The sequence below is a fragment of the Companilactobacillus tucceti DSM 20183 genome (assembly GCF_001434665.1).
Taxonomy (GTDB): Bacteria; Bacillota; Bacilli; order Lactobacillales; family Lactobacillaceae; genus Companilactobacillus; species Companilactobacillus tucceti.
Window position 1 is genome coordinate 46291 of sequence record NZ_AZDG01000009.1, and the last position, 26389, is coordinate 72679.

At 34.2% G+C, this 26389-nt stretch carries 28 protein-coding genes; 22 read left to right on the plus strand and 6 right to left on the minus strand.

Going from position 1 to position 26389, the window contains the following annotated elements; translation table 11 throughout:
- Positions 1-95 precede the first annotated feature (95 nt).
- The 7 genes from FC72_RS05225 (at position 96) to FC72_RS05255 (ending at position 7736) form a co-directional block, all read left to right on the plus strand.
- The gene (locus tag FC72_RS05225; protein WP_057765502.1) at positions 96-1226 is read left to right on the plus strand and encodes a GGDEF domain-containing protein; all 1131 of its coding nucleotides are present in this window, start codon (positions 96-98) and stop codon (positions 1224-1226) included.
- A 156-nt stretch (positions 1227-1382) separates the two neighbouring features.
- The gene (locus FC72_RS05230; protein ID WP_057765504.1) at positions 1383-3371 is read left to right on the plus strand and encodes a PTS sugar transporter subunit IIABC; all 1989 of its coding nucleotides are present in this window, start codon (positions 1383-1385) and stop codon (positions 3369-3371) included.
- A gap of 28 nt (positions 3372-3399) precedes the next feature.
- Positions 3400-3663: a helix-turn-helix domain-containing protein gene (locus tag FC72_RS05235; protein WP_057765506.1), complete on the plus strand. Its 264-nt coding sequence runs from the start codon at positions 3400-3402 to the stop codon at positions 3661-3663.
- A 139-nt stretch (positions 3664-3802) separates the two neighbouring features.
- On the plus strand, positions 3803-4366 hold the full coding sequence (locus tag FC72_RS05240; RefSeq protein ID WP_057765508.1) for a cadmium resistance transporter: 564 nt from the start codon (positions 3803-3805) through the stop codon (positions 4364-4366).
- Between the two features lie 17 nt (positions 4367-4383).
- Entirely contained in the window at positions 4384-4698 is a 315-nt protein-coding gene (locus FC72_RS05245; protein ID WP_057765509.1) for an ArsR/SmtB family transcription factor, read from the plus strand.
- Between the two features lie 256 nt (positions 4699-4954).
- Positions 4955-6163, plus strand: coding sequence for a GGDEF domain-containing protein (locus tag FC72_RS05250; RefSeq protein WP_057765511.1), 1209 nt, complete (start codon positions 4955-4957; stop codon positions 6161-6163).
- Positions 6164-6326: 163 nt separating this feature from the next.
- Positions 6327-7736 carry a sugar porter family MFS transporter gene (locus FC72_RS05255; protein WP_057765513.1) on the plus strand — a complete coding sequence of 470 codons (1410 nt, stop codon included), beginning with the start codon at positions 6327-6329 and terminating at the stop codon, positions 7734-7736.
- Between the two features lie 179 nt (positions 7737-7915).
- Here FC72_RS05255 and FC72_RS05260 read toward each other — a convergent pair whose 3' ends face one another.
- Both FC72_RS05260 and FC72_RS05265 read right to left on the minus strand, forming a co-directional pair.
- A complete protein-coding gene (locus tag FC72_RS05260; protein WP_057765515.1) occupies positions 7916-9217 on the minus strand; it encodes a glycosyltransferase family 2 protein in 1302 nt (433 codons plus the stop codon).
- Positions 9214-9735 (minus strand): hypothetical protein, encoded by a 522-nt coding sequence (locus FC72_RS05265; RefSeq protein WP_057765517.1) that lies wholly within the window; start codon positions 9733-9735, stop codon positions 9214-9216. Before FC72_RS05265 ends, FC72_RS05260 begins: the two co-directional genes overlap by 4 nt.
- A gap of 283 nt (positions 9736-10018) precedes the next feature.
- Between FC72_RS05265 and FC72_RS05270 the strand changes: the two genes are divergently transcribed.
- The 4 genes from FC72_RS05270 (at position 10019) to FC72_RS05285 (ending at position 12524) form a co-directional block, all read left to right on the plus strand.
- Positions 10019-10393 carry a GntR family transcriptional regulator gene (locus FC72_RS05270; protein WP_057765519.1) on the plus strand — a complete coding sequence of 125 codons (375 nt, stop codon included), beginning with the start codon at positions 10019-10021 and terminating at the stop codon, positions 10391-10393.
- A complete protein-coding gene (locus FC72_RS05275; protein WP_057765521.1) occupies positions 10386-11096 on the plus strand; it encodes an ATP-binding cassette domain-containing protein in 711 nt (236 codons plus the stop codon). Before FC72_RS05270 ends, FC72_RS05275 begins: the two co-directional genes overlap by 8 nt.
- Positions 11089-11859 (plus strand): hypothetical protein, encoded by a 771-nt coding sequence (locus FC72_RS05280; RefSeq protein WP_057765524.1) that lies wholly within the window; start codon positions 11089-11091, stop codon positions 11857-11859. Before FC72_RS05275 ends, FC72_RS05280 begins: the two co-directional genes overlap by 8 nt.
- A 194-nt stretch (positions 11860-12053) precedes the next feature.
- Entirely contained in the window at positions 12054-12524 is a 471-nt protein-coding gene (locus FC72_RS05285) for a glutathione peroxidase (protein ID WP_057765525.1), read from the plus strand.
- 109 nt (positions 12525-12633) lie between these two features.
- Here the strand turns inward: FC72_RS05285 and budA are convergent, their stop codons facing one another.
- Both budA and alsS read right to left on the minus strand, forming a co-directional pair.
- The gene (gene budA / locus FC72_RS05290; RefSeq protein ID WP_057765527.1) at positions 12634-13347 is read right to left on the minus strand and encodes an acetolactate decarboxylase; all 714 of its coding nucleotides are present in this window, start codon (positions 13345-13347) and stop codon (positions 12634-12636) included.
- Between the two features lie 16 nt (positions 13348-13363).
- Positions 13364-15040 carry an acetolactate synthase AlsS gene (alsS, locus tag FC72_RS05295; RefSeq protein WP_057765529.1) on the minus strand — a complete coding sequence of 559 codons (1677 nt, stop codon included), beginning with the start codon at positions 15038-15040 and terminating at the stop codon, positions 13364-13366.
- Between the two features lie 102 nt (positions 15041-15142).
- On the opposite strand from alsS, the gene FC72_RS05300 reads away from it, so the two are divergent.
- The gene (locus FC72_RS05300) at positions 15143-15571 is read left to right on the plus strand and encodes a MarR family winged helix-turn-helix transcriptional regulator (protein ID WP_057765530.1); all 429 of its coding nucleotides are present in this window, start codon (positions 15143-15145) and stop codon (positions 15569-15571) included.
- A 274-nt stretch (positions 15572-15845) separates the two neighbouring features.
- Here the strand turns inward: FC72_RS05300 and FC72_RS05305 are convergent, their stop codons facing one another.
- Positions 15846-16256: a peptide deformylase gene (locus FC72_RS05305; protein ID WP_057765532.1), complete on the minus strand. Its 411-nt coding sequence runs from the start codon at positions 16254-16256 to the stop codon at positions 15846-15848.
- Between the two features lie 146 nt (positions 16257-16402).
- Between FC72_RS05305 and FC72_RS05310 the strand changes: the two genes are divergently transcribed.
- The 3 genes from FC72_RS05310 (at position 16403) to pgtP (ending at position 19351) form a co-directional block, all read left to right on the plus strand.
- Positions 16403-16993 carry an NADPH-dependent FMN reductase gene (locus tag FC72_RS05310; protein WP_057765535.1) on the plus strand — a complete coding sequence of 197 codons (591 nt, stop codon included), beginning with the start codon at positions 16403-16405 and terminating at the stop codon, positions 16991-16993.
- A gap of 111 nt (positions 16994-17104) precedes the next feature.
- A complete protein-coding gene (locus FC72_RS05315; protein WP_057765537.1) occupies positions 17105-17911 on the plus strand; it encodes a glycosyltransferase family 8 protein in 807 nt (268 codons plus the stop codon).
- 90 nt (positions 17912-18001) lie between these two features.
- Positions 18002-19351 (plus strand): phosphoglycerate transporter protein PgtP, encoded by a 1350-nt coding sequence (gene pgtP / locus FC72_RS05320; RefSeq protein WP_057765539.1) that lies wholly within the window; start codon positions 18002-18004, stop codon positions 19349-19351.
- Positions 19352-19576: 225 nt separating this feature from the next.
- On the opposite strand, the gene FC72_RS05325 is transcribed toward pgtP, so the two are convergent.
- Positions 19577-19936: an ArsR/SmtB family transcription factor gene (locus FC72_RS05325; RefSeq protein ID WP_057765541.1), complete on the minus strand. Its 360-nt coding sequence runs from the start codon at positions 19934-19936 to the stop codon at positions 19577-19579.
- Positions 19937-20138: 202 nt separating this feature from the next.
- Between FC72_RS05325 and FC72_RS05330 the strand changes: the two genes are divergently transcribed.
- The 7 genes from FC72_RS05330 to FC72_RS05355 all read left to right on the plus strand — a co-directional run bounded on the left by FC72_RS05330 (position 20139) and on the right by FC72_RS05355 (position 26261).
- Positions 20139-21956: a heavy metal translocating P-type ATPase gene (locus FC72_RS05330; protein ID WP_057765577.1), complete on the plus strand. Its 1818-nt coding sequence runs from the start codon at positions 20139-20141 to the stop codon at positions 21954-21956.
- Between the two features lie 163 nt (positions 21957-22119).
- A complete protein-coding gene (locus FC72_RS10755; protein WP_157051115.1) occupies positions 22120-22266 on the plus strand; it encodes a hypothetical protein in 147 nt (48 codons plus the stop codon).
- 137 nt (positions 22267-22403) lie between these two features.
- Positions 22404-23369 (plus strand): DMT family transporter, encoded by a 966-nt coding sequence (locus FC72_RS05335; protein ID WP_164477891.1) that lies wholly within the window; start codon positions 22404-22406, stop codon positions 23367-23369.
- Between the two features lie 153 nt (positions 23370-23522).
- Positions 23523-24287: a threonine/serine exporter family protein gene (locus tag FC72_RS05340; protein ID WP_057765545.1), complete on the plus strand. Its 765-nt coding sequence runs from the start codon at positions 23523-23525 to the stop codon at positions 24285-24287.
- Between the two features lie 9 nt (positions 24288-24296).
- A complete protein-coding gene (locus tag FC72_RS05345) occupies positions 24297-24746 on the plus strand; it encodes a threonine/serine exporter family protein (RefSeq protein WP_057765547.1) in 450 nt (149 codons plus the stop codon).
- A gap of 13 nt (positions 24747-24759) precedes the next feature.
- Complete coding sequence (locus tag FC72_RS05350) at positions 24760-25419, plus strand: sunset domain-containing protein (protein ID WP_057765549.1); 660 nt, start codon at positions 24760-24762, stop codon at positions 25417-25419.
- Positions 25419-26261: a DNA/RNA non-specific endonuclease gene (locus tag FC72_RS05355; RefSeq protein ID WP_420806040.1), complete on the plus strand. Its 843-nt coding sequence runs from the start codon at positions 25419-25421 to the stop codon at positions 26259-26261. Before FC72_RS05350 ends, FC72_RS05355 begins: the two co-directional genes overlap by 1 nt.
- Positions 26262-26389 lie beyond the last annotated feature (128 nt).

The following is a 26389-nucleotide window of genomic DNA, read 5'->3' on the forward strand; positions in this document are numbered from 1 at the left end:
GGACACTTTATTTCTAAACTCAAGTAGCCTATCATAAGACTTATCGTGCTAATTGTATATATAATATTAAATTAATGATAAGAGGAAGGGTAATAATGACGTGGTCTGATTGGCAATTACCACCTTTTGTAACGAGTGTTTTCTTTATACTAGGTGTCTTTACTTTATATTGGGTTACTTATAATTGGATTATTTCTTGGGTACATTCACGACATATGGACGTTTCGGATGACCTTGTTAATGGATGGTATGGTGTTCTCTACATGCTAGTGTTTGTATTCAGTATTCAAACGTTAGTAGTTGGTAAAAGTACATCGTGGCAGTTTATGAATTTTCAGTTATTAGCAATTACATTTTGTGCATACTTCTTAAATATCCATGTTCCATACTACTTTTTCGGTCCAATCGTTTTAGTTTATATGGTATTTAATCAATCGTTAGGGTACTGGCAATCTTGGGGCCATGCGATAACTTTGATGGCATTTTTCTGGACACTCAATTTTGTTCGACTTAGATTCCATAATCTAAAAATCGAACCCTTTGTTTATATGATTACTGTAATTGGATATGGAGGTCCATTGTGGACTTGGATGAAATTTAAGTTTAACTTCACCTGGTCTACATTTTGGCAAGAATGGTTATACATGACCATTTTTGAAGCACTGTTATACATTTACATAACGATGTTATCTCATGATTCTGAAGTAAAACTACAATTGGAAAAGTTTGCTAGTCACGACGCTTTGACTCAAACAGGTAATTTTGCGGCCTATAAAGATGATATTGAATGTCTCTTTAGTGATAGTGTTAAAAAAGAGCGGCCTTTGTCGATGATGATGTTTGATATTGATCATTTTAAAAATATTAATGATACATACGGACATTTAACGGGTGACCATGTATTGCAACAAGTTTCTTCAGTCGTACAAACCGTTTTAGATGCCAATGATAGTAAGGTTTTGTTTTACCGTACTGGTGGTGAGGAATTCAATGTTGTTTTCCCCGGATATACGGTTAATGATACGAAAATAATTGTTAATCAAATCTTTATAGCGATAAATCATTTGCAAATTCATTCTGGAGTAAAGCCCGTAAGTGTTTCGATATCTGTTGGGGTATCTGAATTGACTTCAGATGATAAAACTTCAATGGATTTCTATAATCGTGTTGACCAAAACTTATATTATTCAAAGCGTAATGGGCGTATGAGAGTCACAGTAGCATAGTTATTTTTATTTAAGATCTCATTTATATGAGGTCTTTTTTATATGTTTAAACATATATTGCAAAATTCATAAAAATAATTATCCTAATATAATGTTTAAACATCTTTTAATTATAGTATCTTATATTTGTAAACAAGAGCTAGGAGGTGTTTAAACATGAGCAACACTATGAATATGCTAGCCCCAGTAGGGGGAAATCTAGTGAATATTTCTGATGTTCACGATCCAATGTTTTCCGAAAAAGCTATGGGTGAAGGCTTTGGTATATTGCCTAATGATAGTAAAATCGTATCTCCAGTTTCAGGTAAAGTGGTTTTGATTGCCAGCACTAAACACGCAATTGGAATTGATACTGATGATGGAATGGAAATTTTACTTCATATGGGTGTTGATACAGTTGAACTAGATGGTGAACCCTTTAATATTTTGATTAAAGAAGGAGACCACATAGAGGCTGGACAACAAATTGCCACTATGGATATTGATCAAATTAAAAATGCAGGGAAAATAACTGATGTCATTGTTGCTATTACTAATACAGCAATGGTCCTCAAAGAAATCGATATTCACGTAGGTGAAGTTGAAGCCGGCAATAAGGCTGCTACCGTCAGTCTATTGGCTAAAGGAGAAAATGAATCAGATAACAACGGTGCGAGTAAGAAAAAAGTGGACTTTGATGAACTTGCTAAAAATATTATAAAAAATGTCGGTGGCGCTAGTAACGTTGATAATGTTATCCATTGTATAACTCGTGTACGCTTTTATTTAAAAGATGAATCAAAAGCAAATGATGAAATCATTAAGAATTTAAATGGAGTTCTTGATGTTGCTAAAGCTGGAGGTCAATATCAAGTTGTTATTGGACCTGCGGTAGAAGATGTTTTTGATGCAGTTGTTTCTCAACTTGGACCAGGAATTGGCACTAACGATAATGAATCAAAAGCACAAAAGGAACCAGCTCCTAAGGGAATATGGCCTAAAACAAAATACTATTTTAGTTCATTGATTGGCGTTATAACGGCTAGTATGATGCCGGTAATTGGATTGTTGGCTGCCTCAGGTATTCTAAAAGGATTATTATCGTTGATTGTTTCAGCAAAATGGTTATCTAATACAAGCAGTACTTATATGATAATTAATGCAATGGGAGATTCAGTATTCTACTTCTTGCCTATTTTAGTTGGATTTACAGCCGCTAAAAGGTTAGGCGCAAATCAGATAATTGTTGGAGTTATCGGTGGAGTTCTAGCATATCCAACATTAGTTCAATTAGCTTCAAAAACTAGTTCAGTTCAAATGACTATGAATGCGGATTTCTTTGGTATTCCAATTCATGTCGCAAATTATACATATTCGATCTTTCCAATGATTGCTGCTGCATGGATGGCATCAATTATTGAACCTTGGTTAAAGAAACATATTCCAGCAACAGTTAGAATGATTGTAAGTCCACTTGTTGAAGTGTTTGTAGTTAGTGCAATTATTTTAATAGTAGTTGGACCAGTTATTACATTAATGAGTTCATATTTAGCTATGGGAATCGTAGCGTTACTTAACTTTAGTCCTGCTATTTCGGGATTGATCATAGGTGGATTTTATCAATGTTTGGTTATCTTTGGATTACATTGGGCTGTTATTCCAGTCGTTGCTAATCAGATTGCTACAACGGGTCATAGTGCGTTGAATGCTATTATATCAGCAACAATGGTTGCTCAAGGTGCCGCCGTTATGGCTGTATTCTTTAAAACAAGAAAGAATGTTGCTATGAAACAAATTGCCGGTGCTGCTACAATTTCAGCTTTTGCTGGTATAACGGAACCTGCAATGTATGGTATTAATTTGAAATATGGCAGAATCTTTTGGACAGCCAATATCGGTGGAGCCATTGGTGGTTTATTAACAGGTTTACTTCACGTTGATATGTGGGGATTTGCCGGCTCACTTATCGGATTTGCTTCATTTATCAATCCAAAAGGAATCGATAGTAGCTTTACAGGATTCTTAATTGCTTCTGCTGCTGCTTTAATAGTTTCATTTACATGTACTTACTTCTTTGGATTTAAGGAACAAGACTTAGAAGAAAGCGTACATGAAGTTGAAAAAGTAAGATTAGGAAGTCGTGAACCAGCTGTTAAAGATGCTTAATTTTTATTGATTGAAAGGAGAAAGACTAATGATCGTATGGGATAATATAAAAGATAAGACTAGTAGCATTAATGAAGATGAGATGAAAGTGGTAACCACTTTATCAAAGTTGCATGATAGTCGGATAAAACTTGGAGTTACTCAAAAGGAATTAGCCGATAGAATTGGTATGCAACAACCTCAACTAGCAAAAATCGAACGTATGGACTCAATGCCAACACTAGTTACATTGAATAGATATGCTCGTGGATTAGGATTAGAAATTCAAATGTCATTAGTCTCTTCCAAATAAGAGTAACGAAGACAAAAGATATTCAAACCTTTTACTATCAAATTAAAGCTCTGTAATCGATTTTAGATTATGGAGCTAATTTTTTATTGACATATAACATATGTGTAATATGATATACGTATTCAAAAAGGAGGATATTATGAATTTCGGGATTTTAACATTAACCTTTATAAGTGTTAACTTGGATTTCTTTTTTATGCTGTTGTTTCTATTAAAGAAGTATCGCTTAACGCAGGTTATTTTGGGGTATTTATTAGGAAATATTATTTTACTTACAGCAAGCTTTTTTGTTGGTAAAGCTTTGTTACTATTTTTGCCAGAGTGGATCCTGGGATTATTGGGATTTTTACCTATTTATTTAGCCTTGAGAAAAGATGATGATGACTCTAATGATAGAACTAGTAAGTCACCTGTCTTAAGTGTTTTGATCACATACTTGTCAGTTTGTGCTGGATGCAATTTATCGATTTTCTTACCTGTCTTGGTAGGTGAAACTATGCTAAACTTTGCTTTGACGTTAGTATTTATTGGCATATTGACAATTATTGTAGTTTTGGTCGTTAAATTAATTGCTGATATTCCAATGGTTGCAAATGTAATGACTGCCCACGGAGAAAAATTGATGAAGTTTTGCTACATTATAATTGGATTGTATGTCTTCTGGGATAGTGGTCTGATCAGTCATTTGATTGCATTATTTTAATTAAGAGGTAATTGAAGATGGAAGTAAGTGATGCGCTATTAAACGAGGCGGCTAAAATATATAAAGTTTTAAGTAATAGTGGTCGTATTAAGATTTTGTATTTTTTAGAAAATAATGAGGCAGATGTAAGTAGTATCGTAGAAGAAGTAAATTTGCCACAGCCCTTGGTATCACGCCAACTTGCCATGCTCCATCAATACCAATTAGTATCTAGAATAAAAAAAGGTAAACACGTCTATTATAAATTAGATGATCCCCATATTTTAGAAATGGTAAATGCTATGTTAGGACATGTTTCACATGAAATTAAGCATGAACCACATCATTATTAGAGAGTGTAAAAAAAGGCGTTTTGCCACCGGAGCGTAGCCTAGAACCACGAATGATTGGCACTATCAATCGTTCGTGGTTTTAGACTATGTGGAGGTTGCAGCTTTTTTTTACACGTTTAGGCTATAAAAACTCAGAAACACACGATATATGTCATAACCGCCTTTATAAATATAATTATTTTAAAAACATGTAGTATACTTGTAATTGACTGCTCAGCAGTTAGTTTAATTTAAAAAATAAATTTAGAGGTACGGAATGACAACACAGCTAGAAGCTGGTACTTTTCAAAGACTTTTAAACATAGATGCTAATATCAATGCAATTATTATTGGCTTGATAACAGTTGGTTTGATTACGATTTTAACTTTTATGTCATATTATTTTGAGGATCTATCTAGAAGGCATACTAAAAAATCGTTTATTATGCTTCTTGGATTTATTGAAGTAGCTGCTCTTGTTGTAGGAATGATTTTGGTTCAGCACATTTTTAAAGCTATAAATGCTGGAAGTTCAACTAATTGGTTCTATGCAACAACTCAAATGACTTTATTACTTTATTGTCTATACACGATGCAAAATCACTTTATTGATGCGGTAAATATTTTGGCTCCACTTTACATTTTTGGACACCATTTATCATCTGGTAATATGGGATTCAATATTTTCTTTATTGCAATTTTGATTGCTATGGCAATAACTGTCATTTACATTGCTTTTAATAAAAATACAATTATAAGTACAGAATGGAAATACCTAGCGTTACAAATAATTTATGGTGGAATTTGGTGGATCTTGATCTGGTCTATTTATAAATTCTCTCCATTAAAGACGATTTATATGATAATTGGATTTGTTATTTACATGTGGATCATTAGATTGTTTTCAAAATGGATCAGAACATCATTCAATGACTACAATATTATGTCTAGAAAAGTTAACTATGATGAGTTAACAGGTATAAGAAATAGGGCTAACTTTGATGAAACTATTGACGAAATTTTTAAAGTTTATAGTAAAGAAAACAGTGCTCCTTTAACAATGGGAATGTTTGATATTGATAAATTTAAAGATTTTAATGATAAATATGGTCATTCAGCAGGTGATAAAGTATTGCGTCATGTTGCTGAGGTATTCCATCATCAATTGTTCAAACAGACATCAAAAGGACAATTGTTTAGATATGGCGGAGAGGAATTCGTTGTGATTTTTAAAGGGATGAATGTTGATGACTCTTCAAAAATCATTCGTTCTATTAGAAATCAGTTGATAAATGATCCATTATATTATGATGGTAATGAGTTAAACGTTAGAGTTTCTTTTGGCGTTTCAGAACTTGTATCGACGGATAAAGATATCAAAGATTTATTTAGACGTGTCGATCATTATTTATATCAATCTAAGAAGTCTGGAAGAAATCGTATTACAATTGAAGATAAGACTTTTAAGTTTGAAACAGGTATTTAAAATTGGATATCCGTGCGCTGATCACAAATTAGTGTTAGGGTGAAAATAGTGGTAGTTGGAAAGACTGCAAGAAAACAGCATATTTAGGTAGGCTGTTTTTTTGTTGATTTAATTACTATATTCAAGTTTTCTTTTTGTTTTAAATATTTTCAGAGGTGGTTGAATGAGAGAAGAAAACGCGATAAATATCGAAGATGAGACTTCAGATGACAATGACAATGTTGTCCGAAAACTGAAAGGAATTGCTAGTGTAGCAACTATTGGTGGACTACTATTTGGTTTTGATACTGGTGTCATTAATGGTGCCATTAGCTATATGGCTAGTCCAAAGGAATTAAATCTATCCCCATCAAATGAGGGATTAGTAACAAGTAGTGTCACTTTAGGAGCTGCTTTTGGGGCTATTGTTTCAGGACATCTATCAGATAAGGCTGGAAGAAAACGCCTGATTATTATTTTGGCAATTCTATTCTTCTTTGGAACCTTGGGATGTTCAATAGCGCCAAATGTTATCTCTATTATTTTCTTTAGAATTATTGTTGGTTTAGGAGTAGGTGGTGCTTCAGTAGTTGTACCTACTTATCTATCCGAAATTGCTACGACTGATCTTAGAGGACAATTAGTTACTCAAAATGAGTTTATGATCGTTACTGGTCAGTTGTTAGCTTTCGTTGTTAACGCCTTATTTGCTAATTTTGTAAATGTTCCACATATTTGGCGTTATATGTTGGGATTTGGAATGATTCCAGCTACTGCTTTGTTTATTGGAATGCAATTTTTACCAGAATCTCCGCGCTGGTTAGTTCTTAAAGGCAGAGATGAAGAAGCTCTCAAAATTTTGTCAACTATTAGAAGAGACGAAAGTGATGGCAGAAGAGAGCTTAGAACTGTTCATTCTATAATGAATAAAAATACTGAAAAAATAAAACCAGTTAAAGAACTTAGAAAACCTTGGATTCGTCGCCTAGTCGTAATAGGTGCCGGATTAGGTATTATGCAACAATTTATTGGTGTGAATATCATGATGTATTATGGAACCAGTATATTGAATCAAGCTGGATTTACAAAGAGTTCTTCGATGATCGCCAATATTGGTAACGGTATTGTAGCGGTCATTGCAACAATTGTAAGTATGCACTTGATAACTCAATTGAATCGTCGTAAATACATGTTGACCGGTATTGCTGGCACAACAGTTTCATTGATTACTTTAGTAATACTATCTCATGTTTTGAATTCAGCAATGCTTCCTTATGGTGTAATTATTTGTTTGATGACATTTATGGCCTTTTTCCAAGGAGCAATATCACCACTAGTCTGGGTTTTGCTTTCTGAAATATTTCCACAACATATTCGTGGATTGGGAATGGGAGCTGCAACATTCTTCTTATGGATATCAAACTTTGTAGTTGGGTATGTATTCCCAATTATGAATTCCACTATGGGTCCAAGTTTAACCTTTATAATTTTTGCGATATTTAATGTTATTGCTTGGTTCTTTGCATATAAATGTGTTCCAGAAACACGTGGTTTGACACTTGAAGAGATCCAACAGAAGTTTATTAATGAGTAATGATCTTCCTTAAACGCGACAAGAAACACAACTTTTACCTTAAACATGCAGCTTAAACGCGTCAAAAAACACAGCCTTTTCCGCTTAAAACAAACACCCTCATCAATCCATTCGGATTGATGAGGGTGTTTGCCTTAATGCTCGAAGGCTGAGCGTGTTTTTTGACGCTCTCTACAGCTCTATTTCCTTTTCATATGACGTTCAGGGCTTTTCCAAGTACCTTGTCCATATCCCATAATGGTTTTTATTGCTGGTATAAAGGTTGTAACTACAGAAAGTGCATTTACTTGCCAATAGACTAATGAATAAAAAGGCATGAACATTAGATATTTAAACTTGGCTGCTTTACCATCAATTATTAAAGCTGCGGCTAATTGCATAACTCCGGCTATCATTTCAAAGGTTAGAAATACAAATGACATTGCAAATAAGAAAATCACTTGTTCTAGATTTCCAGTAAAAATGAAGCCGACTAATGATCCTAGAAAAAGCATTAAACTTATGAAATAGAAAAATGACCAGACGGTACTAAAGGTTTGATCTACTAAAAATGCTATTTGGCGAATGTATTTTAGAGGATGGAGGAATATTTTCCAAAAATTTGCTAACCAAACTTCTGTCCCGCCTTTAGCCCAAAGTTTTCTTTGATGGTATAAGCTCTTTAAGTCGTCAGGAACATTCATATAAAATACAATATTTGGAGCAAAAACGGTTGACCAGCCACTGATTTGATGGTCCCAGGCAATACTAATATCTTCGGTTGCACGATCTTGTCTGAATAATCCAACATCGATCAAAGCGTCACGGCGATACATTGTATTGGCTCCGCTATAAGCGTACATATTTCCAAAAACACCAATTTGGCTTCGCTTGATTATGCCAACGATACTAGAAAATTCAACGGTTTGAGATTTAGAAATAATCGTATCTCGATTTAAAACATCTGTGTTGGCCGTTACGGCGGCAATATTTTGTCCTTCAGAAGTATCAAAGTAATTCATATATTTCCAAATAGCGTCTGGTTCAGGTAGTGAGTCGGCGTCGTTACTTAGAATAAATTCCCCTTTAGTAAAAGCAATGCCAATATTAAAAGCATGAGCTTTACCTTGGTTCTTTTCGATACGGATAACTTTTAAATTTTGATATCTTAACATCAGATGTTTCAGTATTTCAGGGGTTTGGTCTGTTGATCCATCATCTATGACTAATACTTCATAGTTAGAATAATTCAAGTCATTCATTAAATAATTGATTGTATGTTCGATCATGATTTCTTCGTTATGAGCCGGGATCATGATCGTTACAAATGGTTGAATATTTTTATCTATATGTTTGTAATTTTTGATTTTGTGGGCATAGAGAAATTGATAGCAGATAGTTCCGATCATCCAACAAAATGAACCTAATATTGGGTATGAAATCAAGATCAATAACAGAAAATTAGCCACAGAATCAAAAACTGAGATTCCTGTTTTGATCATAATTTAGCGTCCTCGAATTTACTATAAATTTTGTCTATGGTTTTGATCTCAAAATTATTTTCAGGTGTTACTACATAATATCTAATTTCATTTCTTCGATAATAACGTTCTCCGAATTTTGAACTATAGAAATCCTTGATAGCTTCGCGACGAGCAAATAATTTTTTCTCGTTGTAAATAGTATGCTTTTTAACGTGATAGGTTGTGTAGTAATTATTATAGAGAGTAAAAGCTACTGTAATAATGGTTAGAACAAGGAATGCGTCAGTTAAAAAGTGTCCAAAGAAGTCAAATAAATCTTTTCCTTCTGGAACGGACCAAGGTTGTCCTTGCATATTTTTATTAGCAAAAACAGTTAATGACAATGTCCAATAAATCGGGACGATCATTATTATCCAAGCTAGAATCGTGATGATTATTTGTCTTATTTTTAAAAGAACATGGCCTCGTTCAAAAAAAGCATCGTGGATATATTTTCTCATAGGGTCATAATCTTTTTGCGATGTTGTTATTTTCATTGTCATCACCCATAACTATTACCATGTTTAAATAGTAATTTTTTTAAAATCTAAAGGCCGAATATGTGTATAAAAGTAATTGATTATGGGTATTTTAATATACATATATGATACTAGGCCTCTGATTTCCCTTAATACTAAACAGTTATTATTTGATTGCAAGAAAAATGAACCCAAAAAAGAGGACCCATTTAAGAGTCCTAAAAGACAGTATTGTTTGCATATTTTTTGTAATGGTATTATAGTGTACTAATGAACTATAACAATAGAGAGGAGAATGATTTTGAATTTTGACGATAAGGTTCCAATCTATTACCAAATAAAAAATTATCTCTATCATAAAATTATCACTGGCACTTTAGCTCCTGGTGCAAAATTACCATCGGTGAGACAATTAGCTATCGATGTTACTGCTAATGTTAATACGGTACAAAGAGCACTTGCTGAAATGATAACTGAAAAAATAATTATATCTCAAAGAGGCAAGGGTAATTTTGTCACAGAAGATATTGATAGTATCAAACATTTAAAAAAAGCATTAGTTACAAAACAATTATCACTGTCATACAAACAGTTACATGCCCTGAACTTGACTGACGATGAAATTTTAGCCGAATTAAAAGATTATATGAAAAATAGGAGTGGTGAACATGAGTGATTTACTAAAAATCGATAACTTAAATTACAGTCATAGTTTAAAAAACATTTTACATGATGTTAATTTAACAATTGAAAGCGGAAAAATCGTTGGTTTACTTGGTGAAAATGGTGCCGGTAAAACAACTTTGATGAGACTTATCACTGGAAGTGCACATGGAAGCGGCAATATAGCTGTTAAAGACGCGACAACAGCTGCAAAGAGAAAAAGTTATGTTAGTTTTACAGATCATCTAGGTGGTTTTCCTTCTGGAATGAAGATTGAGAAACTACGTAATTTCTATAGTACTGTCTATGCTGACTTTGATAAGGAACGTTTTGATGAATTATTAGAGTTTTCTCAATTAGATAAAACTGCTAAAATTTCTACTTTATCTAAAGGTATGAAAGAAAAGTTGATAATTACTTTGACTCTGGCACGAAAGGCAGATCTTTATTTACTAGATGAACCATTTGGTGGAATAGATAGTATGAGTCGTAAGAAAATTATCAATAGTATTATCAAATGGAAGTCTGAAGATTCAACAATGATTATTAGTGACCACTATGTTGCTGAAATTGCTCCAATTTTAGATGAAATTGTAGTTGTTAAAGATAAGACTATTAATTGTCATAAAAAGACTGATGAGATTCGTGAAAATGCTGGTCAAAGTATTGAAGAATTTTATGAAGGTTTGTATGAGGAAGGTGATTCAAATGACTAGTTTTGGAAAATTATTTAAAGTTACTATCAATGAGAGATTCAAATCAATGAATTTTATCCTATTGATCGATTTAATTGCCATTGCAGTTAGTTCGATTTGGGTAGCAATTACAGGAAATATGAGTACAGAAACATTTTCTAGCATCGTATTTTCTTGGTCATCCCTTGTATTTATCTTTGCTTTTGTTCGCCTGGCAGTCCTTCAGGAATCAACTTTTACTCGTGATAGTTATCGTTTGATACCTATCAGTGATACAAAATTCTATCTTGCCAATTTAGCATCTACTTTGGTTTCATTCTTATATGTAGTTTTGATAGAAGGAATTCTTTATGGAATTGTTATTGCAATGAATTGGAACGCGGTTCAAGAAGTGATAACTTATATGAAGTTAATGCATCGTTTTACAACAGCAAACGGAATATTAGCAGGGCTAACAGGTCTTATATTAACAATTGCCATGGTAGTTTTAGGATGGACAACAATTAATTTGATTCACTTAGTTGGACGTTCCGCAAGTAACTTTTTACCTAGTACAGGACGCAAAGTTTTAAATATTGTGATGTATATCTTAGTTATTTGGTTAGTTCTTAGAGTTGTCGGATTTTTGAGTGAACAAATTGGTAATTCAATGGCGTTGATCAGTAACTCAAATGATTTTTGGACATTCCTATTGAACGTTTCTGTATTCTTATTGGTAGCTATAATTGAAGCGGTAGTAAGTATCTATTTATTAAATAGATGGGTTGAAACAATTACTGAATAAAAATGGTTAAAATCTTTTATTGATTGAAAGAATAGTATATATTTTAAATATGTAGCGTAGACGTGTAATAAAGCACAGTTTTTTTCGTTTAAAAAAGGACCCAATTAATCCAAAATCGGATTGATTGGGTCCTTTACCTTAATGCGCAAAAGCTGACCATGCTTTGTCGCACTCTTACAGAAGGGAGTATCTCCATGGCAACTATTTACGATTTTTCAGAAATAGAAATGAACGGTAACAAAATCAACTTTAATGAATATAAAGGTAAGGTAGTATTAATTGTTAATACTGCAAGTAAATGTGGGCTAGCTCCACAACTTGAAGCAATTGAGGGATTGTATAAGAAGCATCACGATCAAGGCTTTGAGGTATTGGGGTTACCATCTAATCAATTTCATCAGGAATTAGGTTCAGATGAGGAAACAAGTGACTATTGTCAGATGCATTATGGAGTGACATTTCCAATGACAAAGCAAGTAAAAGTAAATGGTGAAGACGAGGATCCATTGTTTACTTATTTAAAGGAAACCGCAGGTAATGGTCGTATCAAATGGAATTTCACCAAATTCTTGATTGGTCGTGATGGTCAAGTGATAAAACGTTATGCGCCAGTTACTAAACCTGAAAAAATTGAACCTGATATTATTGAAGCACTCAAAAACTAAATAATTTGATACAAAAAAGTCGAAACCTTCAGATTTGAAGATTTCGACTTTTTATATCCTAAACGTGCAAAAAAAGCTGCAGACCGCCTGTTTTTGCACTCTCCTTTATTTACCCTTCGGCTTTATGTACGTCGTCGAGAATATTATCTTTAGAAAAATCATGTTCCATATATTCTTTATTATCAGTAGGTAAGTGCTGTTCTAATGTATCGAATTGTTGGAAAGATACAACGCCGGTTACTGATTCGAAGCTTAAAATATGTCCACCAAAACTATGGTCGTTTGATAGAAAATGACTGTGGAAACCACCAACTGCTGCTCCATCGAATAGAGTAGGTGAATGATAACTTATCAATGTACCAGTTACCTCGTCTTTGTTGAACGTATTTTGATTTTCGGCAGTTTTTGCTAGAGAATCATATGGTTTTGATGATTTTCTAACGGCTCTTGTCGTCATATTTTTGAAAGTACCAGTTATCTTAATGGAGAAGAAAGTATTATCGCTGTTAGCGGCTTGTTTGATTTGTGATTGTAAATCATCACGCTCAATATTTTCAATTTCCATCATTTCTGCATAATCAGCGAAGTGGCTGTTTGCAAAAGGCATTATAAAATCACCATCAATAATGTTTATATTGCCATCACCATCTAATTGGTATGGTGTGCCATCAAGAATGATCAATTCACCATCTAAACCTTCACCAGTTCCAATACCAGTATCACCGTGTTTTAATAATTCGTTCATGGTGAGTGTTCCATCAAGCAAACCAGGTACTAATAAAGCTAAAGTACCATGTTGATAAAGAATATTTGTCTTTGACATAATAAGTTCCTTCCTATTAGTTCAATACGTCTTCGAGCAATGTTGAAACAAGTTTGATATTGTCACTGTAGTCAACAGGAATATCAATTACAACTGGACCAGAAGTCTTGAAAGCTTCTGCTAAGCGGTCCTTTAATTCATCAGCTGTTTCAGCGCGCATACCAGTTGCCCCAAAACTCTCAGCGTATTTAGCAAAGTCTACTTTACCCAGTGTAACACCTGAATAACGACCATACTTTGCAACTTCTTGGAATTTAACCATGTCATAAAAACCATCGTTCCATACTAGTTGAACGATATTAAGATTTAAGCGGACCGCAGTTTCAAGTTCTTGACCTGAGAATAAGAAACCACCATCACCAGCAACAGAGACAATTGGCTGTTCTGGACGCTCTAGTGCTGCGGCAATAGCCCATGGTAGAGCTACACCAAGAGTTTGCATACCATTACTGAATAGTAAATGTCTTGGTTTGTAACTTCTGAAATGTCTAGCCATCCAAATATAATGACTACCAACATCAACTGTAACAGTTGTATCATCGTTAACTTGGTTTTGAAGAGCATGAACGATTTCTAGGGGATGCAATCCCTTGCCAGCCTTACTTTCAGGAACTTTATCTTGAGAAACGAAACTTACTTGCATTTCGTGTAAATGTTTCTTTAAATCATCACTTAAACCAATGTCATCAGGTAAGTTGTGTGCAAGATCTCTAATTGTTTTAGCAATATCTGCTTGAACAACTAAATCAGGTTGGTATTCATTTGAAATTTCTGGAGCGATACTATCAAGATTAATGATCTCACCGCTAAGGTCAACGTTCCAAATTCTTGCTTCGTATTCAACAGGGTCATATCCAATGGCGATAACTAGATCACTTTCTTTAAGCATGGCATCACCAATTTGGTTTCTAAATAATCCGACACGACCATAATAGTTTTTTTCAAGGTCTCTTGAGATAACTCCGGCACCTTGGAAAGTTTCAACAACTGGGATCGAGAACTTGTGTAAGAAATGATGAATAGCTTCAGTTACTTCTTCACTTGAAGAACGCATACCAGCTAAAATAACAGGGAGTTTGGCGTGTTTTATTTTGTCGATAATTTGAGAAATAGTATCGCTGTCGGCTCCACCTTGTTGAATGGGTGCGAGTGTTTTAATCTCATCATCAGTTACGGAATCGTCTAGCACATCTTTTGGTAGTGAAATAAAAGTTGCACCAGATTTTGGAGCCATAGCTGTTTGATAAGCATTAGCGAATGTTTCAGAGATATTGTTGGCGTCTTGAACTTCAACACTATCTTTTGTAGCAGAATTTAGAAGTTCCTTACTAGGAATACTTTGGTGTGTCAATCTAGAAACGTCATTACGAGGAACTTGTCCACCAAGAGCAACAACAGGGTCACCTTCAGAAGTAGCTGTGATCAATCCAGTTGCTAGGTTTGAAACACCGGGACCTGAAGTAGTTGCAACAACTCCTGGCTTTCCTGTTAAACGACCAATACCTGATGCGATAAAGGCAGCGTTTTGTTCATGGCGAGTAATGATGAGTTTAGGGGCTTTAGGATCTTTGCTGTATTCTAGTAGGTCAAAAAGTTTATCGACCTTGGCACCTGGAAGTCCAAAGACGTACTTAACCCCTTGGTTTACCATCGAATTGAATAAAGCTTCAGCACCGTTTTTTTCAGTTGACATTAATGTATATCCTCCTTGAGTATCTTGGTTCGTGATGTTATTGTAGTAAATATAAATCGTTGGTGTTGATTTGTCAACACATAAAACTTGGAGAATTTTAAGATGAAAAATATTGGATATTTGGCCCAAGATATATCGATCTTGCATCGAAAATACTATAAAGATACAAAAGAACAATTTGATAAATTACAGTTAAATCCAACAGCCGCATGTATTTTATTGTCGATTGGTGACTATAAAGAAGTCAGTCAAAATCAAGTCGCAAGATTGCTTGTGGTTGATAAAGGATTAGCTACTAGAGAGATCAATAAGATGAAAAAATTGAATTACTTGAGTAAAGTTGATGGAGCAGGTAAAACTAAAATTCTCAAATTAACTGATACTGGTAAAAAGGTTGTCAAAAAAGTTCAACAGATAAGAATTGACTGGTGGGAAGATAGATTTGCCGAAACTGGTATTAAAGCAGATAGTCCCTTAGTTGAAGCAATTGAAAGTGTTGTTGACGGTATTGTGGAACCGGTTGAAGAATAGATTTTATATATTTATATAGTGGTGTAACTGGAAATCATGAATAATTCCACCTGTTGTGTGGACGTCTTCAGCCAAGGTCTGAAGACTCACTTTGAAACTTTGCATAATTCGTAAATTTTCAAAGATGCCAGTGGAGTAAGGTCGGAAGTTCATCGACCTAACTCCACTTTCACAACTGGTTCCATTATTCATGATTTTCAGTTTTTTATTATTGTTTTTAGGATGGATTTAAATAAAGAAATACAAAAAAGGCCTGACATTTTTGTCAGACCTTTTATATTAAAATCCCGTCCAGATGATCTATTTCATGTTGGATAATTTCAGCTACAAAATCACTGAAATCTTGTTTTTGTGGTTTAAATGAAGCATCTGAATAAGTAACTGTAATGTGTTTGAATCGTTTAGTTTTTCTTTCACCAATTAGCGATAAGCATCCTTCTTCAGTATCATAAGAATCACTCTTTTTGATAATTACTGGATTTATCATTGGAATGGCCATGTTACCTAATTGAAAGGCAATGATTCGTTTGTTTATACCAATCATATTTGCAGCCATTCCTACGCAGTCTTCTTGGTGTGATTTTAGTGTGTCTATTAAATCAGTTATAGCCTGACTATCTTTGGGGGTTGCTGGTGTAGATTTTTGTGAAAGTAGAGTTGTATCTTTGTTGATTTGTTTGATCATAATGGGCTCCTTTAGTGATTGTTAATCAATCATATCAAAAATATCCTTTGAGCATAAACTTTGACTTAAAAATACACTACAACTACGCTTTATATATAATAAAAGAATTTATATTATATATTATAAGAATGGCTGAGGGTGACTGAATGATTACAAAAATAGGAATAATTTTGGGTAGTGTGCGTGGAGATGCTTTAGGAAGTAAGATTTTTAAACATTTAAAGTCAATAATGAAAGATACAGAAAATGTTAAATATACTTGGTTAGATTTACATGATTTTCCATTACCAGTATATGACCATGAAGAGATTCCTTTAATGGCAAAGGTTTCTGGTACAACGGATATGGAAGATAAGTGGCTCAATGCTGTCGAAGAGCAAGATGGATATATCATGATGACTCCAGAATACAATCATGCTATTCCCGGTGGTTTCAAGAATGCTTTAGATTTGGTGGGATCTCAAGTAAGCAAGAAACCAGTTCAAATTATAAGTTATAGTTGTTTTAGTGATGGAGGCATGTTGGCAGCTACTTCAATGGTCCCAATTTTACAAATTATGGATATGATCGTAATGCCAAAGCCGGTTCTAGTTTGGAATGCAGAGTCAAACTTTGAAGCTGATGGGACTTTGAATAAAGATGTTGAAAATAGTGAACATTTTGAAAAACGTTTTGGAGAATCTTTCCATGACATTGAATTTTATGCAAAAGTTTTAAAAGAGAATCCTTATAAGTAGAGTGTGACAAAAAGCGTTTTGCTACATGTTTTTGATAAATAGTGTGTGTACAGAGGGCTATGACCAATATCATGGCCTTTTTTGTTATACTGAGTTTGGAGGTGGGATGATATGAATTTATTATTTGCAATTGATGATAATGTTGTTAAACAAATGTTAACTACTTTGTATTCGATAAAAATGAACACTAAAGGGAATTTTGATATTTATGTTCTTCAAAAAGATAAATTGAAGGAAATAAAAAGAATTCAGGATTTTTGCGATAAAGTAGGAATGAAATACCATCCCATTATCGTCGATGGAGCTCGTTTTAAAGACGCTCCTATAACGGACCGATATCCAGCAACTATCTATTATCGATTACTTGCACACGAGTATTTACCAGATATTGATCGAATTTTATATTTAGATGCTGATATATTGGTTATAAATGATCTGCATACACTTTATAACTTGGATCTTGGCGATAATTTATATGCGGCAGCTAGTCATTCAGCTTTGACCAGTAATATGACGGAACCATTTAACAAAGTAAGATTGGGTAATTATGAAGCTGAGAGTTATTACAATTCAGGAGTTTTATTATTTAATCTTCCTAAAATTCGTCAAACTGTTAAAGCAGGTGACATATTTGCATACATTAAAGAAAATGAACTGACATTATTTTTACCAGATCAAGATGTTTTGAATGGTCTATATGGCCATCAAATAATGAAAATACCAGACGAATTATATAATTTTGATGCTCGAATGAGTGCACTGTATTTTGCAATTGGTGATGGTAAGTGGGATCTGGATTGGGTGATCGATAATACTGTTATCTTGCATTTTTGTGGACGTGATAAACCATGGAAGAGTGATTATCGCGGAAGATATGCTGGATTATATAAACACTATATGCATAAAGCCTTGATGTAAGGCTTTTTTATTTTGGAAAAAATATTGCACTGCAAGCGTTATCAGAATATTATATAAAGGTTCGTGAACTTTAAATCAGGGGGGAATAACATGAACTTTTTAACACCTCCAGTTGCCAAAAAGAAAGTGGAAACAAATAAAATCGATCCAACGTATAAAAAATTACGTTGGCAAGTTTTCTTTGGTATTTTTATTGGCTATGCTGGATACTATTTATTGCGCAATAATTTTTCTATTGTTATGCCGAAACTAATTAATGAAGGATTTTCCAAAACACAATTGGGATTTGCTTTTTCAGCTGTTTCGATAGCTTATGGATTTAGTAAATTCTTCATGGGCATTGTGTCGGATAGAAGTAATGCTAGGATCTTTTTACCATTAGGTTTAATTTTGACAGCTTTGATTAATTTAGCATTTGGTTTTATTCCGATTTTAACTAAGTCGATCACTTCGATGTTTATCTTGTTATTTTTGATCGGTTGGTTTGAAGGAATGGGATGGCCACCATCAGGACGTGTTATTACACATTGGTACTCCGTTTCCGAACGTGGGTCTTGGACCTCTGTTTGGAACGTTGCTCATAATGTTGGTGGAGCTTTAATGGCACCACTTGCAGTAGTTGGAATAGCTTTTTTTGCGTCGAATATTTCAAGTATGAAATCATATAATGGGGCTTTTATTATTCCAGCTCTAGTCGGAATAGTTATTGCTGTAATAGCCTATATTTTAATTCGTGATACACCTGAATCACAGGGCTTACCACCAATTGAAGAATATAAAGATGATTATTCTAATGAAGAACATGTGATGTATGAGAAAGAATTGACGGCTAAAGAGATACTTTTTAAATATGTTTTGAACAATAAATGGGTCTGGATAATAGCATGTGCCAATATTTTCGTTTACTTTGTCAGATATGGTATTGAAAATTGGGCTCCAGCTTATTTAACGGAAGTCCGTCATATTTCATTAGCATCTAGTTCAGGTTCTTATTTCTTATATGAAATTGCCGGTATTCCAGGGACTATCTTTGCCGGTTGGGTATCTGATAAGTTATTTAAAGGACGTCGTGGTCCAGCAGGATTTTCATTTATGTTGGTTGTGACATTTTTTGTCTTCATGTATTGGCGTTCTACTAATATAATGATGGTTAATATTGCATTGTTTATGATTGGGTTCTTAATTTATGGACCAGTTATGTTGATTGGATTACAAGCATTAGATTCTGTACCTAAAAAAGCTGCAGGGACAGCTGCAGGGTTAACAGGATTATTTGGATATCTTTTTGGATCAGTCGCAGCTAATGCAATTATGGGTGTTATTGTTGATCATTTAGGTTGGAATTCAGGGTTCATTACTGTTATGGCATCTTGTTTGATTGCAGCCGGTTTGTTTGCTTTTACTTGGAATCTTAGAGGACAAGAAGTTATTAAAAGTTAGTTAGTGTTTTGTGAGATTTTGAGTAATTCCACCTGTTGTGCGATCGACTTCAGCCGAGGTCTGAAGTCTCGATTTGAAGCTTTGCTTACGCAAATCTTCGAATCGTCGGTGGAGTAAGAACGCACGCGTTCAACTCCGCTTACTACGGATAATAAATATGGCATAAATCGCCATATCTATTATCCTAGGTAATGCTCGGAAGCTAACCGCTTTTTTTATTGCTCTCTAATTGTCATTTTCGTCTTCCACAATATGTTCCTTAGTCTGATTAAAAATAGTAATAATATGCTGATCGCTAAGTCGATAGTGAATATTACGTCCTTTTCTCATACTTGAAACTAAATTCAACTGTTTTAACAAGCTCAATTGATGGGAAATAGATGATTGGCTCATTTCTAGTGAATCGGCTATTTCACCGACACTTAATGGTGTTTGTGACAGTGCCAATATGATCTTGACTCTGGTCATATCACCGAATGCCTTGAAGACGTTGACCATAGCCTCTAGTTCGTCATTATTGGGGATTTCGTTATTCAAATTGTTTAGAGATTTTATGTGTTCTTTTTCGAAATTATTATCTGTCATAAAATCGCCTTTCTTACTCTAGATGGTTGAAGTTTACCATCGAATATTATATTATAATTGATGTATGAATGATTGCTCATATATTCATGTAAACGCTTTACACAAGGAGGATATCGCGATGAAATTATACAAAGTCGAATCAGATTATCAAACTAACAAAAAAAATCATCGGGTCAAGAATGTTTTGACTAAAGAGTCAAAGATGACTATCACTAAGCTAGTATTATCTGCAATTTTCTTAATACTTGCTACGAATGATTCATTTGCTGATTCGGTTTCGATCGGGCTTTACTTAATTGCTTTCGCTATCATCGGTGGAGAGATCGTTTTGAATGCTGTCAAGAATCTTTTTAAAGGACAAGTTTTTGATGAGAATTTCTTGATGAGTATTGCCACCATAGGGGCTTTGATCATTGGTCAATACCCTGAGGCTGTTGCAGTTATGTATTTTTATAAAGTAGGAGATCTTTTTGAGGACATTGCCGTTAATAGATCCAAGCGTTCAATATCAGCATTGTTATCTGTAAAACCAGAATTCGCTACTATTAAAGATGGTTCCAAAACTTTAGTCGTTCGTCCTGAACAAGTTAAAGTTGGACAAACGATATTAATTAAACCTGGTGAGAAGATTCCTCTTGATGGTAAAGTCGTTTTAGGGCAATCAAGTGTTGATACGTCAGCTTTGACTGGTGAGTCAATGCCTCGTGAAATCACGATCGGTGACGATGCTTTAAGTGGTTCGATCAATCAAGGTGGAGTTCTCCAAGTTAAAGTTACAAAAGTTTATAATGATTCTACAGTTGCTAAGATTTTGGACTTAGTGCAAAACTCAAGTAAACGCAAAGCTAATACAGAGAAATTCATTACTAGATTTGCTAAAGTTTATACGCCGATAGTTGTTGCTATGGCTGTCTTTTTAGCACTCGTACCTCCATTACTATTCAATGGTGAATGGAATGATTGGGTATATCGTGCCTTAGTATTCCTAGTTATTTCTTGTCCGTGTGCCTTAGTTATCTCCGTTCCATTAAGTTTCTTTGGTGGAATTGGTGCGGCATCTAAACAAGGTATCTTGGTTAAAGGTAGCAATTACTTGGAATCATTGAACAAGGTTAACACAATCGCTTTTGATAAGACAGGAACTTTAACTAAAGGTCAATTTTCTGTTACCAGTGTTAATCCTAAAAGTATTTCAAAAGATGAGTTATTAGAAATTGCAGCCGCAATTGAAAGCAATTCTAATCACCCAATTGCTCAATCTATCGTGACTGCTTTTGGTAAAGAAATCAAATCTTCTGTCAGTGACTATAAAGAAAAAGCCGGATATGGCGTTAGTGCAACAATTGATGGTCAATCAGTTATTGCCGGTAATTTTAAAACCATGAAGGCTAATGGCATAGATGTGGTTGAGTCTGATGGTGTTGGAACGATTGTATATATTAGTAGAAATAATGAATATTTAGGAAATATTGTTATTGCTGATAGTCCTAAATCTGATTCCAAAGCGGCTATTGCTAGTTTAAGAAAACGTGGTATTAAAACAGTTATGTTGACTGGTGATAATAAAGCTATTGGTGAGGATATTGCCTTAAAATTAGGCCTAGATAAAGTTTATACCGACTTATTACCAGAAGATAAAGTAGATATCGTAAATGATCTAATGTCTGAAACTGATAATAAAGTTGCCTTTGTTGGTGATGGAATAAATGATACGCCCGTTTTAACACAAGCTGATTTAGGTATTGCTATGGGTGGTTTAGGTTCAGATGCCGCTGTTGATGCTTCCGATATGGTAATTATGAGTGATGAACCATCAAAAATTGCTAAAGCAATGGATATTGCTAAAAAGACTAGAGAGATAGTTGTTGAAAATATTACTCTAGCGTTAGTTATTAAGATTTTATTCCTATTATTAGGTGCTGTCGGTATCGTTGGTATGTGGCAAGCAGTCTTTGCTGATGTTGGAGTTACGATCATAGCAGTATTGAATGCAGTTAGATTACAGTTGAAGAAATTTTAAATAAAATATTTCAATTACAAAAACGAAAGGTTTCGGTAGTCCAATAGGATTGCAGGAACCTTTTTACATTTAAAAAGATTTGTAAAATAACATTAAAAAAAGTATAGTGGTAATGTAATCGTTTACATTGTGGTGTGCAAACTGTTTTAGGTGGGTGATTACTTTGTCCAATAAAAAAAATCAAGAAGATTTAAGTTCACTCTTAGAATGTAAGTCGATTGATCATTTATTGGAACAAAACAATATTGACGATGTGCTTTTAGGTAACTTGATTCAAAAAGTAGAAGTTCTAAGAGATAAGAGTTCATAATAGGTGAACTCTTTTTTTTAATGCCTTGTGAAACCGAATTCACTATTAAATTTGAAATTTACCCTTAATTTCACTACCACCAAAGTAGTAAACTTATATTGTTTACTTACTAAAAATTGGGGGATGTAGTTAAAGTTTTGAAGATAAAGTCTATTCTATATATAGTCATACCAATGTTTCTATTCAGTTCGATGGAAATTGCACTGAAGATAGCAGGGGGACAGTTCAATCCAGTAGAATTGAACTTCATTCGTTTTTTGATTGGTGGATTGGCACTATTGCCTTTTGCCATTATGCATATGCGACAAAATCATATTAAATTGTCAGCAAGAGATTTGTGGCTTTGTGCGTTGACAGGATTTGTTATTGTGGTTGTCAGTATGACGCTGTATCAATTATCGATTCAAATATCTAAAGCTTCAGTTATTGCGATTATCCTTAGTGCTAATCCAATTTTTGGCTTGATGATCGGATTCATTTTTCTCCATGAAAAACTTACTCGTACCAATACATTTGCGCTGATTTTAACTTTAGTTGCGTTATTAGTTATTATTAATCCATTTAATTTAAGCAAACCAGCCGGAATTATTTTAGGATTACTTTCATCTATTATTTTCGGATTATATGGCGTTATGTCTAGAATCTATGGTGGGAAAATTGGAATCAATGGTTTATCTATGACTTGTCTAGCATTTTTATTTGGTGCTGGTGAACTAGGTATCCTGATGGGGTTGACGCACACTAATCTTGTCAGCAATTTACCTGCTAGATATAGCGAGTTTGTCAACGTTCCATTCTTTAAGGGATTAACATGGCAGACTTTACCATTGATCTTATATATATCAGTCCTTGTTACAGGAGTGGCTTTTGGTCTTTATTTCTTATCAATGGAAAAGGTCGGTATCGTGCAAGCTTCATTGATCTTTTTGATCAAGCCAGCCTTGGCCCCCGTATTATCATTATTTATTTTGGGAGAGGCTATTAATGCACGTACAATTATCGGAATTATTATTATTTTAGCGGGTTCAGCAATTACACTTGTTGGTGAAGATATTGCTTACCGTGTCATTGCGTTAGTTAAAAGAACGACGCCTAACAATTAAATATTCAAATTATTAGTCAGTTTCTGTCGATCAGATACTGGCTATTTTTATTTTTGTTAAAAATTAGTTGCTTTAGTTATGATGCTTTCTTTAATATTGAAGTATTATGATTCACAAATTATACTAACTTTAATGAAAACGAGGTGACATCAAATGGAAGAAGATAAAAGAGAAGATGCAACTGAAGTAATAGATACTTGTCTTTTAGCAGGGCGTTTGATGATTGAGGGCGGATCTGAAATGTATCGTGTTGAGGACACGGTAAAACGTATTGCCTATAACTCTGGTCAAAAAAATAGTGCTGCTTTCACTACTCTGACAGGGGTCATGATGAGTATAAAAGGACAGCCGGTAACACAGTTTGGTTCAGTTAATCATCGTGGTATCGACATGGAAAAAGTGGATCGAGTAAACACACTATCACGTCGTTATGGTAATAAAGAGTTGACGTTAAGTCAGTTAAAAGATGAGTTGGATAAACTAGATAAAAATTTGCCGACTTATCCTATGTGGATGCAATTATTAGGGGCATTTTTAGTAAGTGCAACTATGATGATAATCTTCACGCAACAGTATGATTGGTTTGATATCCCTTTGGCTGGTGTCACTGGAACTATTGGATATTTGGTTGCTTTTTATGTTACTCGTACAACTTCAATTAGATTTATAAGTGATTTCTTGGGTTCATTTATTTTAGGTGCCTTAGCAATATTAGGCGTGCGTCTAGGATTGGGACATAATTTAAACAGTATCCTAATAGGGGCGGTAATGCCATTAGTTCCAGGCGTGGCGATCACTAACGCACTGCGTGACTTGTTGGCTGGACATTTGTTATCTGGACTTGAGAGAGCACTAGAGGCAGGAATGAGTGCCTGTGCAATTTCAGTCGGAATCGCCGTTTTATTCAGATACTTTTAGGAGGTTATTATGGACTACTTTGTAAAATTTTTAATTCAAGTAGTACTTAGTTATATTGGTACAGCTGGGTTTGGTTTAATAATAAATATTCCTAAAAGAGCTCTGAATCTTGCGGGATGGTCTGGTACGATCGGTTGGTTAACATATTGGGTCTTGTTTGAAGCTGGGACTGGACGAATGTTTGCTAACTTGATAGCAGGGATAAGTGTTGGTATATGTGGCATCATTTTTGCTCATATTAAAAGAATGCCAGTTATTTTATTTAATATTCCAGGATTAGTTCCACTGGTACCTGGAGCTACAGCTTATCAAGCTGTCAGTAGTTTAGTTTTGGGAAACTTTGATAAGGCAATTGCATTGATAGTTAAGGTATCAATGGTGGCTGGAGCTATAGCTACAGGATTTATGATTGCCCAAATCATAGGGGAATGGTATTACAAAACACAATTAAAATTATAGGAGAGGTGTGGGAATGACTTTTATACTACAATTGGCGAAGATAATCTTTGCCGTTATAGCGATTTATTATGGGGTTAAATTTTTTCGTTTAAAAAATAAGCGTAGACAAGGTGTTAAAAAAAGATTTATTTATAGTTCTGTAGCTTTCATATTACTGTTATTATTTGGGACTCAACCAAACAGTGTAGAATCTTCGGCTGATAGTAATGTAAAAATAGTAAAGAAATATGTTGGTAAAGATAAATATGAAATTGCTAAAGATGAACATACAGCTTTAGTTGCTAAAAAGAAGAAATTAGAAAAGCAAGTTGATAAATCTCAAGATAAAAAAGATGAGATAGTAGACCAACAAAGACAAGAAAAAGAAGATGCAGCTAGAGAACAAGCTAGACAACAAGAAGAACAAGAAAAGGCTCAAAAAAAGGCCCAAGAAGATGCTAAGGCACAAGAACAAGCACAAGCTCAGCAAGCTAAGGCAAGTAATGATTCAGGGTCTGGTGTCACCAAAGGAGATATGAATACTTCTAGTAGCGGACAAATAGTTGGTAATAAGAACTCTCATATTTATCATGTTCCAGGTCAAAGAGGTTATAATATGAACTCCTCAAATGCAGTCTATTTTAATTCTGAACAAGAAGCGATTGCAGCAGGATATAGAAAGGCCAAGGTATAATTATGAAGAAATCAGTAAATATAATTATCACTATTTTGGCCTTATTCACATTGGCCGGATGTAGCAACTCTTCTTCAAAACCGACCCAAGAGACAAAAGTAGTTAAAGATTATTCATATCAGAAAAAAGCATCAAAACTAAACAAGCAAAACAAAGCTCTGAAGTCAGATATTAAGGATCTTCAAGATAAGATTACGAAGAATGAAGACTTTTTAACTGAAAATGATCAAGGAAAGTTTAGCAATAATAGTTCTGATACATCTAAGGATAATTTGGCTAATCTCGACTATACAGGTACTCAAGAAATAGTTGTTAATAATAATCAGCCGGAATTTTCTGATGATGATAAATCAACTGCTAATGGTGCTTGGCAAACATATGGCGATCTGGATAATCTAAATAGAGCAACGTCTGCTAACGCTTTATTAAATGTTTCTCTGATGCCAACAGCCAAAAGAGAAGGACTAACTTGGAATCCAACTGGTTGGCATAATAAAAAAATCAGTTCAGGTTGGCTCTATAATCGTAGTCATTTGATTGGTTACCAATTAACAGGGCAAAATAATAATCCTAAGAATTTAATGACGGGAACACGTTCGTTGAATAGTCCTGAAATGCAGGCACATGAAATGGATATTGCTTATTATCTAAAACAAAGCAGTAATCATTTTGTTAGATATCGAGTAACACCAATTTTTCGTGGAGATGAATTGTTAGCACGTGGTGTTCAAATGGAAGCACAATCAATTGGTGATAACGAGGTTCAATTTAATGTTTATATTTTTAATGTTCAATCAGGAGTAACCTTGAATTATAACGATGGAACTAGTCAGGTTGGATAGGTAATATTGTAAATGTGAATCGATTGAACTGCTATAAAGTTATATATGCGGCGTAAACGTGAAACAAAACATAGCTTTTTCCGCTTAAAATAAATAGTCCCAACAATCCAAAATCGGATTGTTGGGAC

Excerpts from the sequence above, each read along its gene's own strand:
- FC72_RS05340 (WP_057765545.1), top strand. The coding sequence starts at position 23,523 with ATGGAAGAAGATAAAAGAGAAGATGCAACTGAAGTAATAGATACTTGT.
- FC72_RS05280 (WP_057765524.1), top strand. The coding sequence starts at position 11,089 with ATGACTAGTTTTGGAAAATTATTTAAAGTTACTATCAATGAGAGATTC.
- FC72_RS05245 (WP_057765509.1), top strand. The coding sequence starts at position 4,384 with ATGGAAGTAAGTGATGCGCTATTAAACGAGGCGGCTAAAATATATAAA.
- FC72_RS05230 (WP_057765504.1), top strand. The coding sequence starts at position 1,383 with ATGAGCAACACTATGAATATGCTAGCCCCAGTAGGGGGAAATCTAGTG.
- FC72_RS05285 (WP_057765525.1), top strand. The coding sequence starts at position 12,054 with ATGGCAACTATTTACGATTTTTCAGAAATAGAAATGAACGGTAACAAA.
- FC72_RS05345 (WP_057765547.1), top strand. The coding sequence starts at position 24,297 with ATGGACTACTTTGTAAAATTTTTAATTCAAGTAGTACTTAGTTATATT.
- FC72_RS05315 (WP_057765537.1), top strand. The coding sequence starts at position 17,105 with ATGAATTTATTATTTGCAATTGATGATAATGTTGTTAAACAAATGTTA.
- FC72_RS05275 (WP_057765521.1), top strand. The coding sequence starts at position 10,386 with ATGAGTGATTTACTAAAAATCGATAACTTAAATTACAGTCATAGTTTA.
- pgtP (WP_057765539.1), top strand. The coding sequence starts at position 18,002 with ATGAACTTTTTAACACCTCCAGTTGCCAAAAAGAAAGTGGAAACAAAT.
- FC72_RS05265 (WP_057765517.1), bottom strand. The coding sequence starts at position 9,735 with ATGAAAATAACAACATCGCAAAAAGATTATGACCCTATGAGAAAATAT.
- FC72_RS05310 (WP_057765535.1), top strand. The coding sequence starts at position 16,403 with ATGATTACAAAAATAGGAATAATTTTGGGTAGTGTGCGTGGAGATGCT.
- FC72_RS05260 (WP_057765515.1), bottom strand. The coding sequence starts at position 9,217 with ATGATCAAAACAGGAATCTCAGTTTTTGATTCTGTGGCTAATTTTCTG.
- FC72_RS05305 (WP_057765532.1), bottom strand. The coding sequence starts at position 16,256 with ATGATCAAACAAATCAACAAAGATACAACTCTACTTTCACAAAAATCT.
- FC72_RS05300 (WP_057765530.1), top strand. The coding sequence starts at position 15,143 with ATGAAAAATATTGGATATTTGGCCCAAGATATATCGATCTTGCATCGA.
- alsS (WP_057765529.1), bottom strand. The coding sequence starts at position 15,040 with ATGTCAACTGAAAAAAACGGTGCTGAAGCTTTATTCAATTCGATGGTA.
- FC72_RS05240 (WP_057765508.1), top strand. The coding sequence starts at position 3,803 with ATGAATTTCGGGATTTTAACATTAACCTTTATAAGTGTTAACTTGGAT.
- FC72_RS05250 (WP_057765511.1), top strand. The coding sequence starts at position 4,955 with ATGACAACACAGCTAGAAGCTGGTACTTTTCAAAGACTTTTAAACATA.
- FC72_RS05255 (WP_057765513.1), top strand. The coding sequence starts at position 6,327 with ATGAGAGAAGAAAACGCGATAAATATCGAAGATGAGACTTCAGATGAC.
- budA (WP_057765527.1), bottom strand. The coding sequence starts at position 13,347 with ATGTCAAAGACAAATATTCTTTATCAACATGGTACTTTAGCTTTATTA.
- FC72_RS05235 (WP_057765506.1), top strand. The coding sequence starts at position 3,400 with ATGATCGTATGGGATAATATAAAAGATAAGACTAGTAGCATTAATGAA.
- FC72_RS05325 (WP_057765541.1), bottom strand. The coding sequence starts at position 19,936 with ATGACAGATAATAATTTCGAAAAAGAACACATAAAATCTCTAAACAAT.
- FC72_RS05225 (WP_057765502.1), top strand. The coding sequence starts at position 96 with ATGACGTGGTCTGATTGGCAATTACCACCTTTTGTAACGAGTGTTTTC.
- FC72_RS05350 (WP_057765549.1), top strand. The coding sequence starts at position 24,760 with ATGACTTTTATACTACAATTGGCGAAGATAATCTTTGCCGTTATAGCG.
- FC72_RS05330 (WP_057765577.1), top strand. The coding sequence starts at position 20,139 with ATGACTATCACTAAGCTAGTATTATCTGCAATTTTCTTAATACTTGCT.